This is a genomic window from Silvibacterium bohemicum (assembly GCF_001006305.1).
Lineage (GTDB): Bacteria > Acidobacteriota > Terriglobia > Terriglobales > Acidobacteriaceae > Silvibacterium > Silvibacterium bohemicum.
The window spans coordinates 151803-166751 of record NZ_LBHJ01000003.1 but is presented as its reverse complement, the minus strand read 5'-3'; the positions used below and the strand labels follow the sequence as shown (position 1 = coordinate 166751).

Genomic DNA, 14949 nt, shown 5'->3' with positions numbered 1-14949 from the left:
TGTGAGTTTAAAAGGAGATGGCGTTGCGGTCAATGTCTGCTCCCTTTGAAATGTTCGAGCTGCGACATTTCCAGTATTCGATCGGATACTCCACGGTTCCCAATTCCGCAGCGGCACCTAACGTGTACGCTGTGATGCATGACTGCAATTGACACGAAGACTGACGCTGGCCATCCCATGACACAGCCCATTGCAGGAGCGGCCACAGGATATGTACAAGTCTTGCTGCGCCTCGAAGGCTTCTCCGCCTTCATGCTCGCCATCTTTTTGTATGGCCATCAGCACGCGTCGTGGATCCTCTTCGCGATTCTCTTCCTCGCGCCCGATCTTTCGATGTTGGGATACCTGGCGGGTCCGCGTGTAGGAGCAGCCGCCTACAACGCTGTGCACAGCTATATTCTGCCGCTTCTGCTGGTGCCGCTCGCATTGCTGGTCCATCACCCGGACGTGTTGCCCTACGCACTGATCTGGATCGCGCACATCGGCCTCGACCGCGCACTTGGCTTTGGCCTGAAGTACAGCTCCGGCTTCGGGCACACGCATCTTGGATTTATTGGCAAACAGAAGATGGAGAGAATCTAGGCCTAGGCTAGCGCCAAGGCCCTGATCTCTTCCTTGCGCACCGTAAGCTTCTCGATGAGGTCTTCGCGGACTTCGAAGCCGCGACCCGGCGTGGTGGGCACCGCGATCTCGCCACGATTCGAGACCTCAACCGCGGGCTCGATGATGTCTTCTTTCCAATAGCGCTTTGAGGCGGAGACATCGCCGGGCAGGCTGAAGTTTTCGAGCGACGAAAGCGCGATGTTATGCGACCGTCCGATGCCGGTCTCAAGCATGCCGCCGCACCACACCGGGATGCCGCGCTCGTGCGCCGCATTGTGGACTGCGATGGCCTCGCTGAATCCACCCACGCGGCCGTTCTTGATGTTGATGATGCGGCAGGAGTCCATCTCGATGGCTGCCAGCGCGTCGCGGCGGTTGCGGATCGATTCGTCCAGGCAGATAGGCGTCGCCAGCTGCTTTTGCAGCATGGAGTGGTAATAGAAATCGTCGTACCAGAGCGGCTGCTCGATCATGAGCAGATGGAAGGCGTCCCAGCTGCGGATGTCGTCCGCATCCTTCAGGCGGTAGGCGGAATTGGCATCGCAGCTCAGCATGATATCCGGCCAGCGATTGCGCACCGCCTCAAAAATTTTCGTATCCCAGCCTGGCTTGCACTTCAGCTTGATCCGCTGGTAACCCGCCGCAAGCTCTTTCTCGACCTCCGCAAGCTGTCTCTCCAAAGTAGGCTGGATACCGATCGAGACGCCGCAGGGAATCGTCTCTCTGACTCCGCCCAAGAGATCGGCCAGAGAGATGCCGCGCATCTGCGCTTCGAGATCCCATACCGAGTTCTCGAGCGCGGCCTTGGCCATGCGGTGGCCGCGAACCTGCTTGAACAGGAGCGGAATCTTCCCGGCATGCTCAGGTTCGGCAGAGGCCAGTACCGGCGCGAGGTCGTTGATAATTACGTGCCAGGCGGTATCGACTGTCTCATCGGAGAAATAAGGATGCTCGCCGGCCACACACTCGCCCCAGCCGGTAAAGCCCTCGGCCTTCAATTCGACAAGCAGGACCCGGCGATCGGTGGTTACTCCAAAGCTGGTTTCGAAGGGCTGGACAAGCGGAATGTGGAGTTCCCGAAGAAAGATCGCGTCAATTCTCATAAACCTCTGGTCTCAAAAGGTTGGTCTTCAAAAGGTGCTAGTTCAAAGATGCCGTTGCCTTCCACATCCTTGCGAAAACCGATGACGGTCAGTCCGCGTGAAAACGCAGACTCGAAACGCTGGCGGTTTTCCCTCTGTACCGCGAGAGCGCGGCCTATATGTTCTTGCGAAGACTTCCATTCGCCGATCTGGTGAGGAATCAGAATGGTTTCTTCGATAGTGCCAGGTTGCGATGATTTCCCGGTAAGCGACGCTTCCACGCGCGCGGATCGCAGGTGCCACTCAGCGTGCAGGCGATCCGTAGGCAGTCCGCCCTGCAGACGAGAAGAGGATACACCATAAAAGTTTGGTGTATAACTGCGAACTATCGCGCCCAGCCTGTGGATATTGAGGAAAGAATTCTTGATCTCCAGAGGATCGAAGGTCCACTCCATCAACTCGATTCCCCGACGAAGCGCCTCAATCCGTTGGAAAAGCTTGAGCCGGCGGCCCACTCCATCATTGCGATAGGCCGCCCGCACCGCCAGCATGTGCGAGTGCAGATAAGGCATTGGAGAGGCATTTTCCCGGCTGCGAATCCCGGGCAGGGCCATGGCGAAGCCTATAAGGCTTCCATTCTCCGGATCGCTCTTTTCGGATGCGCTAACATTAAATGCACCAATGACTTGGCCGCCTATCCTTCGAGCAACAATAAAGGCCCGGCGCGGGATCACATCGCCATCGGCGTAGCCCCAGGTTTCTACCTGTAACTGGACGCAGGCGTCTAGCTCTTCAAAGCTTTCGCAGGTGCGAATCTGAATGGTGCGGCCGTCCCGGGTCTGGAACGTTTCTTCTGCAGTCAACGGACTTTCAGCAATCACGAGTGGCGCTCTCTTTGCTTGGCACTCGCCCACAGGGCTTCTAATTCATCGGCAGAAAGTTCTTCCAGCAACCTGGGACTCTCCGTCTCCATAGTGCGGAAACGGGAACGGAATTTCGCGTTCGCATCGCGCAGCGCCAGCTCCGGATCGATCTTCAAGTGGCGCGCCAGGTTTACAGCCGTAAATAGCAGATCTCCAAGCTCTTCCTTCGCTTGAGACGAATTCGGTTGCCCCTCGGGAACCTCGGCTTCGAGCTCGGCTGTCTCTTCCCGCAGCTTGTCGAACAGGCCTGCGACATCCGGCCAGTCGAAGCCGGCCTTGGCAGCCTTCGACCCCAGCTTCGCGGCTTCGCTGAGAGCGGGCATGGAGCGCGAAACACTCTCCAGCCGGCCTTCCTCAGATGGCGGCGCCTGGGATTTCTCCAGCTTCTTGATCTCGTCCCAGTTGCGCAGGACCTGCTTCGAATCGATGCCGTCTACGCTGAGACCTGTCGCAGAATTCCCTGCCGCCGCGGCGGCCTCTTCCCCAAAAACGTGGGGATGACGACGGACCAGCTTGCGGCTCAGGCCCCGCGTCACGTCATCGACGGAAAAATACCCGGCCTCTGAAGCCATCTGCGCGTAAAAGAGCACCTGCAGCAACAGATCGCCCAGCTCGTCCTGCAGTGCGGGCCAATCGCGGCGCTCGATGGCGTCGAAGACCTCATAGGTCTCTTCGAGCGTAAATTTTCGGATGGAATCGAAGTCCTGTTCGCGGTCCCAGGGGCAGCCGCCCGGCGCGCGCAGCCGCTCCATGATGCTTACCGCCTCGGCAAAACCGGGACCCGGATCGACTCGACTGAAATTGTGGGGGACAGGATCGCCAAGGCCAGAGCTATCTTGAATGGATTTCTCGCTCGGCCCCATTGCCTTTAGTCTAACCGACCTCTGCGGATGATCCAAGCCTGGAATCGGCAGCACGGCAATTCCAGCACGGCAATTCCCGAATCGCATCCCCGGACCCGGCCGCCGCGTATACTACCGCCGGTGCTGGTCCTCAATCTGCTCATCGGAATCTTCGTCGCGCTGCTGGGTCTGGCCTTCGGCAGCTTTCTCAATGTCTGCATCGCACGGCTGCCCCGGCATGAGTCCATCGTTCATCCGCCCTCTCATTGTCCGCGTTGCGGACGCTCCATCCAGCCTCGCGACAACATTCCCCTGCTTAGCTACGCGCTCCTGCGCGGGCGCTGCCGCAGCTGTGGAGACACAATCTCCTGGCGCTATCCGGCGGTGGAACTGGCGACTGCGCTCCTCTGGTTGCTGTGTTTTTTCGCCTTCGGAGCGACCCCCGCGGCGGTAGCGATGGCCATCCTCTGCTTTCTCGTCCTGGGACTCGCCGTTATGGATGCGGAGACCATGCTGCTCCCCGACGCGTTTACCCTCCCCGGCATTTTTCTCGGCATCCTGTGGGAGGCGGCAGGAACAGTCAACGGCTGGCCCGACCGTCTGCATGCGGCGGGGATGTCCCTGCTGTGGGCGGCGGCGGCGGCCGGGTTGATCCTGCTTATTCGAACGGTCTACTGGCTGGTACGCAGACGCGAAGGCATGGGGCTCGGCGACGCCAAGTTCTTCGCCATGCTCGCAGCCTGGTTGGGAGCTGCGGATGCGCTGCTCATCTTGTTTCTGGCGGTGATCCTGGGAGCTTTTTACGGGATCGTTCGCATGCGGCGCGGTCGCGGAACCGCCGGCAACATACGCGTTCCGCTTGGAGCATTCCTCGGCGTCGCCGCCATTTATGCCATCTTTGCCGGGCCGCAAACCATCAACTGGTACTTGAAGTTCTTCCCTTAACCTGAAGATCAACCTGCATCTTCTTTTCAGCCCGGAAGATCTGCGCCAGATGATGGCGGCCGTGCACGATGTGGAAGGTACTCCATTGAACGGTGGTCAGCGGACCGAAGCGGAAGTGGGAGGCGATGCGTCCTTTTCCGAAGAGTTCCTCGCATTGAATCAGGGCGGCATCGAGACGAGCCAGCTCGTTACGCAGAAGTTTCCCGAGCGCGTCGCCATCCATTGGAGCCAGGCCGCGGCGGCCGGGACAGACGAATTCCGGTGAAGCGGTGCCGCGAGGAAAGTAGCCTAAATCTATGACCAGAAGCCTCGCCGCCGTCTCCCTCCAGCGCGCCTTCCTGGTCGTCGGCAATCCCCGCTGGCTGTATTTCTCGACATGCGCGATGCTGCTCTGATAGGTCAGCGTCAGATGCTCAACGACATCCTGCGCAGACCACAAGGCAGGATCGCCGCCGGGATGGGCTCCGCATTCTGCGCAGCTTTTGCCGGCGAGTTTCCGGGCGTAGGCATCGGACAGCTTCTGAAATCCCGGGTTCACAGCAGACACTCTACTCGGACCATCGAAGCGTCGTCGATGTTTTGCGTGTGATCGCCGCATGGAGGCAGCAGTGACTTACCTGCTACGACCTACTTCGCGGCGTCGGCAGGCGCACCCAGAGAAGCCAAGGCCTTCCGGGCTTCCTTTGCCTTCTTGGCGTCGGGAAAGGCGTCGAGATAAATGCGGTAGTTCTGGATCGCTTCGTCCTTGTGATCCAGGCCGCGAGCCGCCTCGGCCAATCCGAAAACCGCGTCTGCGCTTTCGGGATTTACCAGGGTCGCCTCTTTGTAACGCACGTAGGCTCCCTTGTAATCGCGGCGGTCGAGATAGAACCCGCCAATCTTCACGTCATCAGCCGCGAGCTTGGGATTGAGCACATATCCGCCCGCTCCGTCCGAGGTGCGATCGCCATCGGCGACATCGCCCAGCCCCTGGAACTTGCTGCGGCTGGAGGAGGCATCGTCGCCGGGCGCAGCCGGCTTGTCCGATGAAGCTGGAGGCTTGTCGCCAGGCGAACTGGGGGATGACGGCGACGGAGCCGATGGAGCGTTAGGAGCAGAAGGATCGCCTCCTTCCGCAGCCTTGCGCGAGATGTCTTCCGGGAAGGGATTCTCTTCAGCCGTGCTCGGCTTCTTCGCCGGTGGCCCAGGAGTCTGATAGGGAGGCCTTGGCGGAGCGGTTTGTGGCGCTGGAGCCAGAGGCGGAGCGCTCTGCTGCAATCCGAAGACCGGCACAGTGCCCAGCAACAGTGGCAGCACCAACATTCGAAGATTTTTTGCAGCGGACATACGAAAGGCTCTCTTCTAGTTTAGACCGTCCACTCCTCAAAAGGGCTGTATACTCGGCGAGAAACGTCTCATGCCTCTGATCATTCGCTCGTCCGCCATTCATGCCGCCGGCTGCTACACCACCGGGCCGATCTCCAAGCGCACACGCATCGTCGAATACACCGGCCCGCACATCTCCAAAGAGCGCGCCGACGAAAAATATCAGGATTCCCCCACCACCTACCTCTTCGGCCTGGGCAACGGCGACAAAGTCATCGACGGCTTCGGTCTCGCCATGTTCATCAACCACTCCTGCGACCCGAACTGCGAGACGAAAGAGCTCAAAGGCCGCGTCTGGATCTCCTCGCTGCGCAATATCGCCGCGGGAGAAGAGCTGACCTACGACTACAACCTCTACGACGGCGACGACGACGCGGCTCTCTGCAACTGCGGCTCCGCCAACTGCCGCAAGTCGATGTACTCGCCCGACGAGATCAAGAAGCGTGCCCGTGCCGCCAAGCGAGCCGAGGCGAAGAAGGCCGCAAAGAAGCAGACACAAGCCAAGCCGGCGGGAAAGAAACGAGCGGTTGGCGGCAAGTAGCTCGCTTCGCAGGATACAGCGAAGACTTTGATCAGGACTTCCTAATCGCTTTTCGTCATGCGAACAATGGGCAGCGTTAATCCGTTCGCGAGGGGCGCCTCAACGCGCTCCACCTCCCGGTAGCCCCATCGGCGATAGAGCGGGACGCCGGTCAGCGTCGCGCCCATCTCGAAGCGGGTAAATCCTTCGCGGCGCGCCGCCTCTTCGCACAACTCCAGAATCCGGCTGCCGATTCCCTGCCGCGCCCATTCCGGATGAACGAAGAAGGCGCGAATCTTTGCTGCATCGACCTGAGGATCGAGCAGTGAGGCATCGCGATCCGGCCTTCGATCCGCGCCGAAGAGCGTCTTGCGGCGACTCCATCCCCCGCAGGCGACGAACGTTCCCGCTTCTGCCTCCACGGCGAAGTAGGTTCCGTCGGCGATCAGCTGCGAGTCCACGCCAAGATAGGTGCCGAGCGCCCCGTCGATCTGCTGCTGCGAATAATCACCGGCCTGCAGCTCCCTCACCGAAAGCTCGATCAGCTCCTGCAGCGCGGGAATGTCATCGCCCGTCGCGGTGCGATAGCGGAGAATTGGAGTCGAGGCGTCCATGCCGTCAGGATAGTGGATGGAGCGGGAAACAGGCATTCGCATCAAAACCCGGACTACGCATCAACAGACGGAAATGATGTGCAATCTCATTCTTGACATCAACTAATCGAAGTGATGACAATCAGAGGATGAGAACCACGCTTTCGCTCGACGACGACGTTTTAGAGCAAGTGAAGCAATTCGCCGAAGGCCGCAAAATCAGCCTCGGCCGCGCCGCCTCGGAGCTGATCCGGAGGGGCGCAAACCGGCCTGTGAAAACGAAAATCGTTCATGGCCTGCATGTATTCGATCCTCCGGCCGATAGCCCGGTCGTAACGCTGGAGCATATTCGCAAGATCCAGGACCAATTGGATGCGGAAGAAGTGGAAGATGCACTCAAGTGTCGATAGCGCTCCTGGACGTGAACACCCTCATCGCTCTGCTCTGGCGGCCTCATCGCCACCATCCCCCCGCGCTGGAGTGGTTCAAGGTCAATGAAAAGAAGGGCTGGGCGACATGTGCGATAACGCAGCTGGCCTTCGTTCGTATCGTCTCCAACCGAACCTTTGCCAATGAATCCCCGAGTCCGGCCGAAGCCACCGCGCTGCTCCGTCGGAATATCGAAAGTCCCTATCACCATTTCCTGATCGATGATCTAAGCTTTCCCGAAGCGGTTGCATCGATCGGACAATCCGTCTCCGGTCACCAGCAAACAACAGATGCATACCTTCTGGCGTTAGCGATCCATCATCAGGGACATCTCGTCACCTTCGATCGTGGAATAACTATTCTGCTGCCGGAACCAAGACGCAAATCGGGTCTGATCGTCACACTCTCCGATCATTCGAGCTGAGACGCCCCCGGCGTGCCACGATCCCCGCCTAGCCGATACAATCAGATTTTCGACAATGGCTTATCAGGTTCTAGCTCGCAAATATCGGCCGCAGCGTTTTTCCGACGTTGCCGGTCAGGATCACGTCACCCGCACGCTGTTGAATGCGCTGTCCCAGGGCCGCATCGCTCACGGATACATCTTCTCCGGCCATCGAGGGATCGGCAAAACCACCATCGCCCGCATCCTGGCCATGGCGCTCAACTGCCGCACCGAAATCGGTTCGGCCCAGCGCCCCACGCCCGAACCGTGCGCCATCTGCGAATCCTGCACCGAGATCCGCGCCGGCAACGCTGTCGATGTGATCGAGATCGACGCGGCCACCAATCGCGGCATTGATGAGATCCGCGAGCTGCGCGATGCCGCCCGCTATCGCCCAGCGCGCGACCGCTACAAGATCTACATCCTCGACGAAGCCCATCAGATCACCGATGCGGCCTTCAACGCGCTCCTGAAGACGCTCGAAGAGCCGCCCGACCATGTCGTCTTCATGATGGCGACCACGCAGCCTGAGGATATTCCGCAGACCATCCGCTCGCGCTGCCAGCATTTCAGCTTTCACGCCGTAAAGTTCGACGACATTCTGGCGCAGCTTCGCGATATCGCCGCCAAAGAGGGCATCACCGCGGAAGACGCGGCGCTCGCGCTGCTCGCCGAAGCGGGCGACGGATCGATGAGAGATGCCTTATCGATCATGGACCAGGCCATCGCCTCCGCTCCGGTTGAAGACGGCCAGCCGCGTCTGGATGCGGAGCAGATTCGCGAGCTGATGGGCACCGTTCCCAACGCCGTCTTCGAGCGTCTGATGGATGCCATCGGCGAAGGCCAGACCGCGACAGTCATCGAGGAGCTGAATCGCCTGCTGAATGCAGGCAACAGCCCGTCGCAGCTCGCCCGGCAGTTCGTCCGCTATCTGAGAAACGTTTTGATGGCGCGCATCGGCGGTGAAAACTCCGAGCTGCTGCAGATATCGCCAGACGAGCGGGCGCGAGCGGCGCGCTCCGCACTGCTCTTCTCCGAAGAAGATCTCACCCGCTTCCTGCAGATCATGCTGCGCACCTTCGATGAGCTGAACTATCGCCAGGAACAGCGCTTCCACCTCGAACTGGGGCTGATCAAGCTGGTTCACCTCACCCGCCTGCTGCCCATCGAAGAGCTGCTCAGCAAGCTGCCTGCGTCGCCGGCAAGATCGGCAACCGGCGGAGGCGCATTGCCTCAGCCGGCGCGTTCGCAGACGCCGTCTTCTGCGCCAAGAACATCGCCCGCAGCAGGCTCGACAGCGCAGCCAAGGACTACGACTGCTTCGCCAGCCGTATCCCCAGCGCCGCGCACACCGGAGCCATCAAAACCGGCCTTCTCGCCCTTCGACGCCGACCGCAATCGCAAGATCACGAGCGAGGCCGCGACACCAACTCCGGCAGCTCCATTGCCGACACCTGTCGCTGTTGCGATGACTTCTGAGCGCGTTTTGGATCGAGTCCCGGCATCTGTCGCGGTCGCCGACCCGATTGAAGATTTCCTCGAAGAACAAGCTCCGGCCCCAATTGCCGCCATATCCTCAACCCCGACATCGGCCCCAATTGCCGGCCGGCCGATTGCTGAAATTCGCGTGACCGAGACTGTCGTCGTGAGCGATCCGGTGAGCACCGTCTCATCGCTCGCCATGGCAGCGCCTCTCGAGCTCGCGACTTCGATCAAAGCTCCCGTCGCCTCTGAAACCACCTCGGGAGCTTTGGCTCTGGCAGCCGACCCAAGCGACTCGCTGGATCTCGACCTGATCCGCGATACCATCTCGACCGCTCTCGAAGCTCAGGGACACAGCACGGCCGCGGTTCTGCTCTCTGCCGGTCAGTGGCGCGAAAAGGGCGGCGGCATCGAGGTCGAAGTCGGTATCAAGAAGACCATGCTCGGCCTCACCATCAATGCGGAGGCGGATAAGATCTGTAAGAGCGCGCTGCGCGCCATCGGCGTAAACCGGAAGCTCACCTTCATTCCGGGCGAGGCCAGTGCGGCAAGCAGTTCCTCCGGCCCGCGATTGGCTGCGAAGCCTGCGGCAACCGGGAGCATCCAGGCGATGGCGCTCGCAAATCCGCTGGTCAAGCAGGCGCAGGAGCTGTTTGGGGCGGAAGTACGCAGCGTCCTCGATCTACGTGAAGGAAAGTAACAGGAGTCGACTCGTGAACCCATTCAAGATTCAGGAAATGCTCGGCCAGGCCAAAGAGATGCAGGAGCAGATGCAGCAGAAGCTGAGCCAGAGCATCGTCGAGGCCTCTTCCGGCGGCGGAGCCGTCACCGTCAAGATGAACGGCAAGAAAGAAGTGCTCAAGGTCACCATCGATCCCGCAGCCGTGGCCGGCCTCAGTGGAAGCAGCACCGACCTCGAAATGCTCGAAGACTTGATCGCCGCGGCCTTCAACGAAGCAGGACGCCGCGCCGAAGATCTCCTGAAATCGAGCATGCAGGGTATGCTGGGCGGCTTGAACCTGCCGCCCGGCCTGTTTTAGCCGGATATCGTCGAGACCCAGGGGCTGAAATTCGGCATCTATCTGAATCAGCACAGGGTCAGCACCGCTAGGTCAAACTCGAATGATGAATATGACCACCAGACGAAACTTCCTGAAGACTTCAGCCACCGCGGCTGGAGCGGCCCTCTTCGCCGCGAGGATGCCACGGCTCTTTGCTCAGCAGGCATCAACGCAGCAGGAACCAGCGGCTCAGCCCAGTCTCATTCAGAGCTTTCACGCCGCCGGTGCGACCACCCCGATCAAGACCACCAAGCTGACCGACACCGTTTTTCTCCTGCAGGGGGTGGGCGGCAACGTCGTGGTTCACATCGGACCTGACGGCAAGCTGATGATCGATTCCAGCGTAGCCACGGCCGCGCCGCGCATCCGCGAAGCGTTGGAAAAGCTGGATGCGCATCCTCTGAAGCTGCTCATCAATACCCACTGGCACTTCGATCACACCGATGGCAATGCGGCAATGCACGACGCCGGAGCTTTCATCGTCGCCCACGAAAATACCAGGCTCCGCCTGTCTACGACGCAGACTGTGAAGATCCTGAACGCGACCTTTCCGCCGTCGCCAACCGCCGCGCTGCCGCAGGCGACCTTCCTCGACAAGCAGAAGCTCTTCTACGACAACGATGAGATTCACCTGGCGCACACCCCGAACGCGCACACCGATTCCGACATCTATGTTCACTTCGCAAACGCGAATGTGATCCATGCGGGCGATCTCTGGTTCAACGGCACGTACCCGCTCATCGACGATAGCTCGGGAGGCACCATCAACGGCATGATCCGCGGGGTTGACGAAGTCATCGCGCTGGCCGACGACAAGACCAAGATCGTGCCCGGCCACGGCGAGCTAGGCGACAAAGCTGCTCTTTCGACTTATAGAGAGATGCTGGCCACCGTCGCCAACCGCGTCGAGAAGCTGAAGATTGCAGGGCAGTCGCTCGAACAGGCAATCGCACAAAAGCCCACGGCAGACCTCGATAGCACCTGGGGAAAAGGCAGAATGACGCCGGCAATGTTCGTCACCGTCGTCTATGACACGCTGTAGCGACTGAATTCCCGCAGATCTAGAATTAGATCCGCTCTGGCATCATGTGTGCGTCATTTTGAGCGAAGCGAAGAATCTCAGCGCTGCTGGTACGCCTGCCGCGCTGGGATTCTTCCTCCCGTTGGTCGTCAGAATGATGTTATCTAAAGAGGCAGGCGGTTGTCTTAAAACCCAGCCTCATTTGGATCGGCGAAGCCAGCCTTCTTCAGAATCGCATGCTGCACCTTGCTGTGATGGCGGCTGTAGAGGAAGTAGACGAACAGTCCTACGATCAGCCAGACGATCAGGCGAATCCAGTTCCACTTGCCCAGCGTGTACATCATGTAGCCGTTGAAGAGGATGCCCAGCACCGGCACGACCGGTATCGGCCAGGCCAGCGGTGTGCGGAAGGGACGTGGACGATCCTTGTCCTTCACGCGCAGCACCATGATCGCGATGCACACCATGACAAAGGCCAGCAGTGTTCCGATATTGACCATGTCGCCTATCTTGTCGATGGGCGTGACGCTGCCCACGATGGCGGCGACGATGCCGGCCATAATGGTTCCCTTCCACGGCGTACGAAAGCGCGGGTGGACATCGCCGAAGAACTTGCGCGGCAGCAATCCGTCATGCGCCATGGCAAAGAGCACGCGCGATTGCCCGAGAAGCATCACCAGCATCACGCTGGTGAGACCGGCCAGCGCGCCCAGGGTGATGATGTCCGAGGCCCAGGCCAGGTTGTGGTCGAGGAAGGCGCGCGCGATAGGCGCTTCGATATTCACTTCCTGCCACGGCACCATGCCGGTGAGCACCGCGGCCACTCCGATATAGAGCAGCGTGCAGATGGCCAGCGAAGCGATGATGCCGATAGGCAGATCGCGCTGCGGATTCTTGCACTCCTGCGCTGTGGTCGAGACGGCGTCGAAGCCGATGTAGGAGAAAAAGATCAGTCCCGCCGCCAGCCCGATGCCGCCCACGCCGAAGGGTGCGAAGCTATGCCAGTCCGAGCCCCAGTTCGACTTGGTGATGTAGTGCGAGCCGAGAGCCAGCACGAAGAGAACGACGAAGATTTTCAATCCGACGATCAGCGAGTTGAACTTCGCCGACTCTTCAATGCCGACGACCAGCACCGCGGTCACGACCAGCGCGATGAGAAAAGCAGGAAGGTTGAAGCCGAACTCGAGGCCGAAGATATGCGGCGCATTGAGCAGCGCGTGGGCCTGCGTGGTCAGAGCTGCCGGAGCCGCGGCTTTGAGCGCATCCAGCGCATTGCTGAAGGCCATGGTTCCGGGAACCAGCTCCGGATGAGAGGAGGCGAGCATCTGGCGGGCGACCATATCGGTGGCCCGGCGCAGTCCCGTCCAATGGTCATAGGCCAGCCACAGCGGAAAACGCAGATGAAAGATGTTCAGCAGCTCGACAAAATGATTCGACCATCCCGACGATACGGTGCTCGCGCCCATGGCGTACTCGAGCGTCAGATCCCATCCGATGATCCAGGCGAACAGCTCGCCCAGCGTGGCGTAGGCGTAGGTATAAGCGGAGCCGGCGAGGGGAATCATGGCGGCGAACTCCGCATAGCAGAGCCCGGCAAAGGCGCATCCGAAGCCGGAAAGCACAAAGGCCAGCATCAAGGCCGGCCCTGCTTTGTGCGCTCCCAGGCCGGACAGAACAAAAATGCCCGCGCCGATAACCGCGCCGATCCCCAACAGCGTCAGTTGGACAGGGCCCAGAACGCGGGCGAGAGTTTCGCCTCCGTCGTCGGCCTCGGCCATCAGCGCTTCGATTCGTTTCTTCGCCAGTAGTTGAGCCATGCTTAGGCTGTTCTCCACTCTTCCAAAAAAATTCTTAAATCTCGCAGCTTTATCCGGCGTTCCGGAGATTTCTTCTCCAGAGCAGAAAGACCGGCACTCCGAGCAGCACCAGCAACAGGCCGGGCCATGTGTACTGAGGCTTGTAACGCAATAGTACGATACATATCCAGGCAGCCATCAGGATATAGATCGCAGGCAGCACCGGATAACCGATCGCCTTATACGGCCTCTCCGCGTGGGGCCGTTTGCGGCGCAGAACGAACAGGCTTCCGATGGTAAGGATATAAAACAGCAGCGCCGCGAACATGGTGTAGTCGAGCAGCTGCCCGTAGGAACCGGATAAGCAGAGGAAGCAAGTCCACACCGCCTGCACGATCAACGCCGCGACCGGCGTTTTATATTTCGGATGCAGCTTGCCCACCGACTTGAAGAACAGGCCGTCCCGGCTCATCGCGTAGTAGACGCGCGCCCCGGCCAGCGCCAATCCATTGATGCAGCCGAAGGTCGAGACCAGGATTGCTGCGGCCATCAGCTGAGCGCCGCCGATTGGAAATATCTGCTGCAATACAGCGGTCGCCACGCGGTCTTCGGAGGCATATTGAATGCCGCGCGCAAAGACCGTCGCGCCATTGGGATCGCCGTGCAGAGGCAGCGCCACCAGATAGACGAAGTTAGACAGGATATACAGCGCCAGCACTAACCCGGTTCCGAGAGCCAAAGAGAGCGGCAGATTGCGGCGAGGATTCTTCACCTCGGCGCCGGCAAATGTCACGTTATTCCAGGAGTCCGCCGAGAAGAGCGAGCCGGTCTGCACCACGGCGACAATGGCGAAGAGCCCGACCATCGCGATGGGACCGCCCACGCCTACCTGCAAGGGATGCAGCGTGCCGAAGCCCGCGCCCTTCCAGAAATTCGCTCCGAAGTTAGCGTGAATCGCTACCGGGTTGCGGCCCAGCCAGAATCCGAAGATCACCAGCCCCAGCAGTGCCGCCGTCTTCGCCGTGGTGAAGACGTTCTGGACCAGGGCTCCCAGGCGCACGCCGAAGATATTTACGGCGGTGAGCAGAAGGATGACCACGATACCGGCCAGATTCGCAGTATTGAGGCCGATATCCATGTTGCCCAACACCATCGGACCGACGCGCAGTGCGGGCACGTGCGCGATATGCCAGAGCCAGTGCGATGCGGAGACGCCAGGAAAAAAGACGCCGAGAAATTTGCCGAAGGCCACGCCGACAGCGGCGATGGTGCCGCACTGAATGACGAGAAAGAGCGTCCAGCCGTAGAGAAAGCCCCACATCGGGCCTAAGGCTTCGCGTAGAAAGACATACTGGCCGCCGGCGCTGGGCATCATGGCGGCCATCTCGCCATAGCTGAGGGCGCCGATCAGGGTCATCGCCGCGGTCACCAGCCAGGCGGCGATGAGCAACGCCGGAGATCCCACGCCGCGGCTGATATCCGCCGGGACGATGAAGATTCCCGAGCCGATCATCGACCCCATCACGATGGCGGTAGCGCTGAAAAGACCAAGTCCCTGCACCAGATGAGGTTGGGCTGATTGGGACTTACCGGAAGCTGCTGGGGATTGAGGGGATGCGGTGCGGATAGCCACGTTTAAGTTTGTTCTACAAGAAAATATACAGCCGCGCCATATCTTTCTCGAAACCCTTCACTTCACGAAACACAATCCAAGCGCTTCGTGGAAAAGGAATTACCGCTCAACGCACCGGCGAAAGAGAACTTAGGATCTCCGCAATCAGGTCCTAACCAGCGGCTGATCCCCGTGATAGGATTCTCGTCTTCCGCTTACTGCTGTCTTTT

General features: G+C 60.0%; 16 protein-coding genes. 8 read left to right on the top strand and 8 right to left on the bottom strand.

Annotated elements, in window-relative coordinates:
• The first annotated feature begins 138 nt into the window (after positions 1-138).
• Entirely contained in the window at positions 139-582 is a 444-nt protein-coding gene (locus XX99_RS06290; RefSeq protein ID WP_231581171.1) for a DUF4260 domain-containing protein, read from the top strand.
• A gap of 2 nt (positions 583-584) precedes the next feature.
• On the opposite strand, the gene menC is transcribed toward XX99_RS06290, so the two are convergent.
• From menC to mazG, 3 genes are read right to left on the bottom strand one after another with little or no spacing between them, the layout of a single operon-like run.
• Positions 585-1706 (bottom strand): o-succinylbenzoate synthase, encoded by a 1122-nt coding sequence (menC, locus tag XX99_RS06285; RefSeq protein ID WP_050058543.1) that lies wholly within the window; start codon positions 1704-1706, stop codon positions 585-587.
• The gene (locus tag XX99_RS06280) at positions 1703-2566 is read right to left on the bottom strand and encodes a GNAT family N-acetyltransferase (protein ID WP_231581170.1); all 864 of its coding nucleotides are present in this window, start codon (positions 2564-2566) and stop codon (positions 1703-1705) included. The genes menC and XX99_RS06280 overlap by 4 nt, the downstream gene beginning before the upstream one ends.
• The gene (gene mazG, locus XX99_RS06275; RefSeq protein ID WP_082125304.1) at positions 2563-3471 is read right to left on the bottom strand and encodes a nucleoside triphosphate pyrophosphohydrolase; all 909 of its coding nucleotides are present in this window, start codon (positions 3469-3471) and stop codon (positions 2563-2565) included. Before mazG ends, XX99_RS06280 begins: the two co-directional genes overlap by 4 nt.
• A gap of 27 nt (positions 3472-3498) precedes the next feature.
• Between mazG and XX99_RS06270 the strand changes: the two genes are divergently transcribed.
• Positions 3499-4395: a prepilin peptidase gene (locus XX99_RS06270; RefSeq protein ID WP_050058542.1), complete on the top strand. Its 897-nt coding sequence runs from the start codon at positions 3499-3501 to the stop codon at positions 4393-4395.
• On the opposite strand, the gene XX99_RS06265 is transcribed toward XX99_RS06270, so the two are convergent.
• Together XX99_RS06265 and XX99_RS06260 are read right to left on the bottom strand one after the other, a co-directional pair.
• Complete coding sequence (locus XX99_RS06265; protein ID WP_184084725.1) at positions 4367-4942, bottom strand: DUF1569 domain-containing protein; 576 nt, start codon at positions 4940-4942, stop codon at positions 4367-4369. The genes XX99_RS06270 and XX99_RS06265 overlap by 29 nt on opposite strands.
• Positions 4943-5022: 80 nt before the next feature.
• Positions 5023-5721, bottom strand: a complete 699-nt coding sequence (locus XX99_RS06260) for an outer membrane protein assembly factor BamD (RefSeq protein WP_050058540.1) — start codon at positions 5719-5721, stop codon at positions 5023-5025.
• Between the two features lie 70 nt (positions 5722-5791).
• On the opposite strand from XX99_RS06260, the gene XX99_RS06255 reads away from it, so the two are divergent.
• Positions 5792-6301: an SET domain-containing protein gene (locus XX99_RS06255; RefSeq protein WP_050058539.1), complete on the top strand. Its 510-nt coding sequence runs from the start codon at positions 5792-5794 to the stop codon at positions 6299-6301.
• A 41-nt stretch (positions 6302-6342) separates the two neighbouring features.
• Here the strand turns inward: XX99_RS06255 and XX99_RS06250 are convergent, their stop codons facing one another.
• Complete coding sequence (locus XX99_RS06250) at positions 6343-6930, bottom strand: GNAT family N-acetyltransferase (RefSeq protein ID WP_231581169.1); 588 nt, start codon at positions 6928-6930, stop codon at positions 6343-6345.
• Between the two features lie 92 nt (positions 6931-7022).
• Between XX99_RS06250 and XX99_RS06245 the strand changes: the two genes are divergently transcribed.
• From XX99_RS06245 to XX99_RS06225, 5 genes are all read left to right on the top strand, one after another.
• The gene (locus tag XX99_RS06245; RefSeq protein WP_050058538.1) at positions 7023-7283 is read left to right on the top strand and encodes a ribbon-helix-helix domain-containing protein; all 261 of its coding nucleotides are present in this window, start codon (positions 7023-7025) and stop codon (positions 7281-7283) included.
• Entirely contained in the window at positions 7274-7726 is a 453-nt protein-coding gene (locus XX99_RS06240; RefSeq protein ID WP_050058537.1) for a TA system VapC family ribonuclease toxin, read from the top strand. Before XX99_RS06245 ends, XX99_RS06240 begins: the two co-directional genes overlap by 10 nt.
• 55 nt (positions 7727-7781) lie before the next feature.
• The gene (dnaX, locus tag XX99_RS06235; protein WP_050058536.1) at positions 7782-9929 is read left to right on the top strand and encodes a DNA polymerase III subunit gamma/tau; all 2148 of its coding nucleotides are present in this window, start codon (positions 7782-7784) and stop codon (positions 9927-9929) included.
• A gap of 13 nt (positions 9930-9942) precedes the next feature.
• Positions 9943-10269, top strand: a complete 327-nt coding sequence (locus tag XX99_RS06230; protein ID WP_050058535.1) for a YbaB/EbfC family nucleoid-associated protein — start codon at positions 9943-9945, stop codon at positions 10267-10269.
• A gap of 91 nt (positions 10270-10360) precedes the next feature.
• Positions 10361-11332, top strand: coding sequence for an MBL fold metallo-hydrolase (locus tag XX99_RS06225; RefSeq protein WP_184084728.1), 972 nt, complete (start codon positions 10361-10363; stop codon positions 11330-11332).
• Between the two features lie 164 nt (positions 11333-11496).
• Here XX99_RS06225 and XX99_RS06220 read toward each other — a convergent pair whose 3' ends face one another.
• On the bottom strand, positions 11497-13128 hold the full coding sequence (locus tag XX99_RS06220) for an amino acid permease (protein WP_050058533.1): 1632 nt from the start codon (positions 13126-13128) through the stop codon (positions 11497-11499).
• 49 nt (positions 13129-13177) lie between these two features.
• A complete protein-coding gene (locus XX99_RS06215) occupies positions 13178-14734 on the bottom strand; it encodes an APC family permease (protein ID WP_197081868.1) in 1557 nt (518 codons plus the stop codon).
• Positions 14735-14949 lie beyond the last annotated feature (215 nt).

Coding starts and splice junctions, on each gene's coding strand:
- XX99_RS06290 (WP_231581171.1), top strand. CDS start 139: ATGACTGCAATTGACACGAAGACTGACGCTGGCCATCCCATGACACAG.
- menC (WP_050058543.1), bottom strand. CDS start 1,706: ATGAGAATTGACGCGATCTTTCTTCGGGAACTCCACATTCCGCTTGTC.
- mazG (WP_082125304.1), bottom strand. CDS start 3,471: ATGGGGCCGAGCGAGAAATCCATTCAAGATAGCTCTGGCCTTGGCGAT.
- XX99_RS06270 (WP_050058542.1), top strand. CDS start 3,499: ATGATCCAAGCCTGGAATCGGCAGCACGGCAATTCCAGCACGGCAATT.
- XX99_RS06260 (WP_050058540.1), bottom strand. CDS start 5,721: ATGTCCGCTGCAAAAAATCTTCGAATGTTGGTGCTGCCACTGTTGCTG.
- XX99_RS06255 (WP_050058539.1), top strand. CDS start 5,792: ATGCCTCTGATCATTCGCTCGTCCGCCATTCATGCCGCCGGCTGCTAC.
- XX99_RS06250 (WP_231581169.1), bottom strand. CDS start 6,930: ATGCCTGTTTCCCGCTCCATCCACTATCCTGACGGCATGGACGCCTCG.
- XX99_RS06245 (WP_050058538.1), top strand. CDS start 7,023: ATGAGAACCACGCTTTCGCTCGACGACGACGTTTTAGAGCAAGTGAAG.
- dnaX (WP_050058536.1), top strand. CDS start 7,782: ATGGCTTATCAGGTTCTAGCTCGCAAATATCGGCCGCAGCGTTTTTCC.
- XX99_RS06225 (WP_184084728.1), top strand. CDS start 10,361: ATGACCACCAGACGAAACTTCCTGAAGACTTCAGCCACCGCGGCTGGA.
- XX99_RS06220 (WP_050058533.1), bottom strand. CDS start 13,128: ATGGCTCAACTACTGGCGAAGAAACGAATCGAAGCGCTGATGGCCGAG.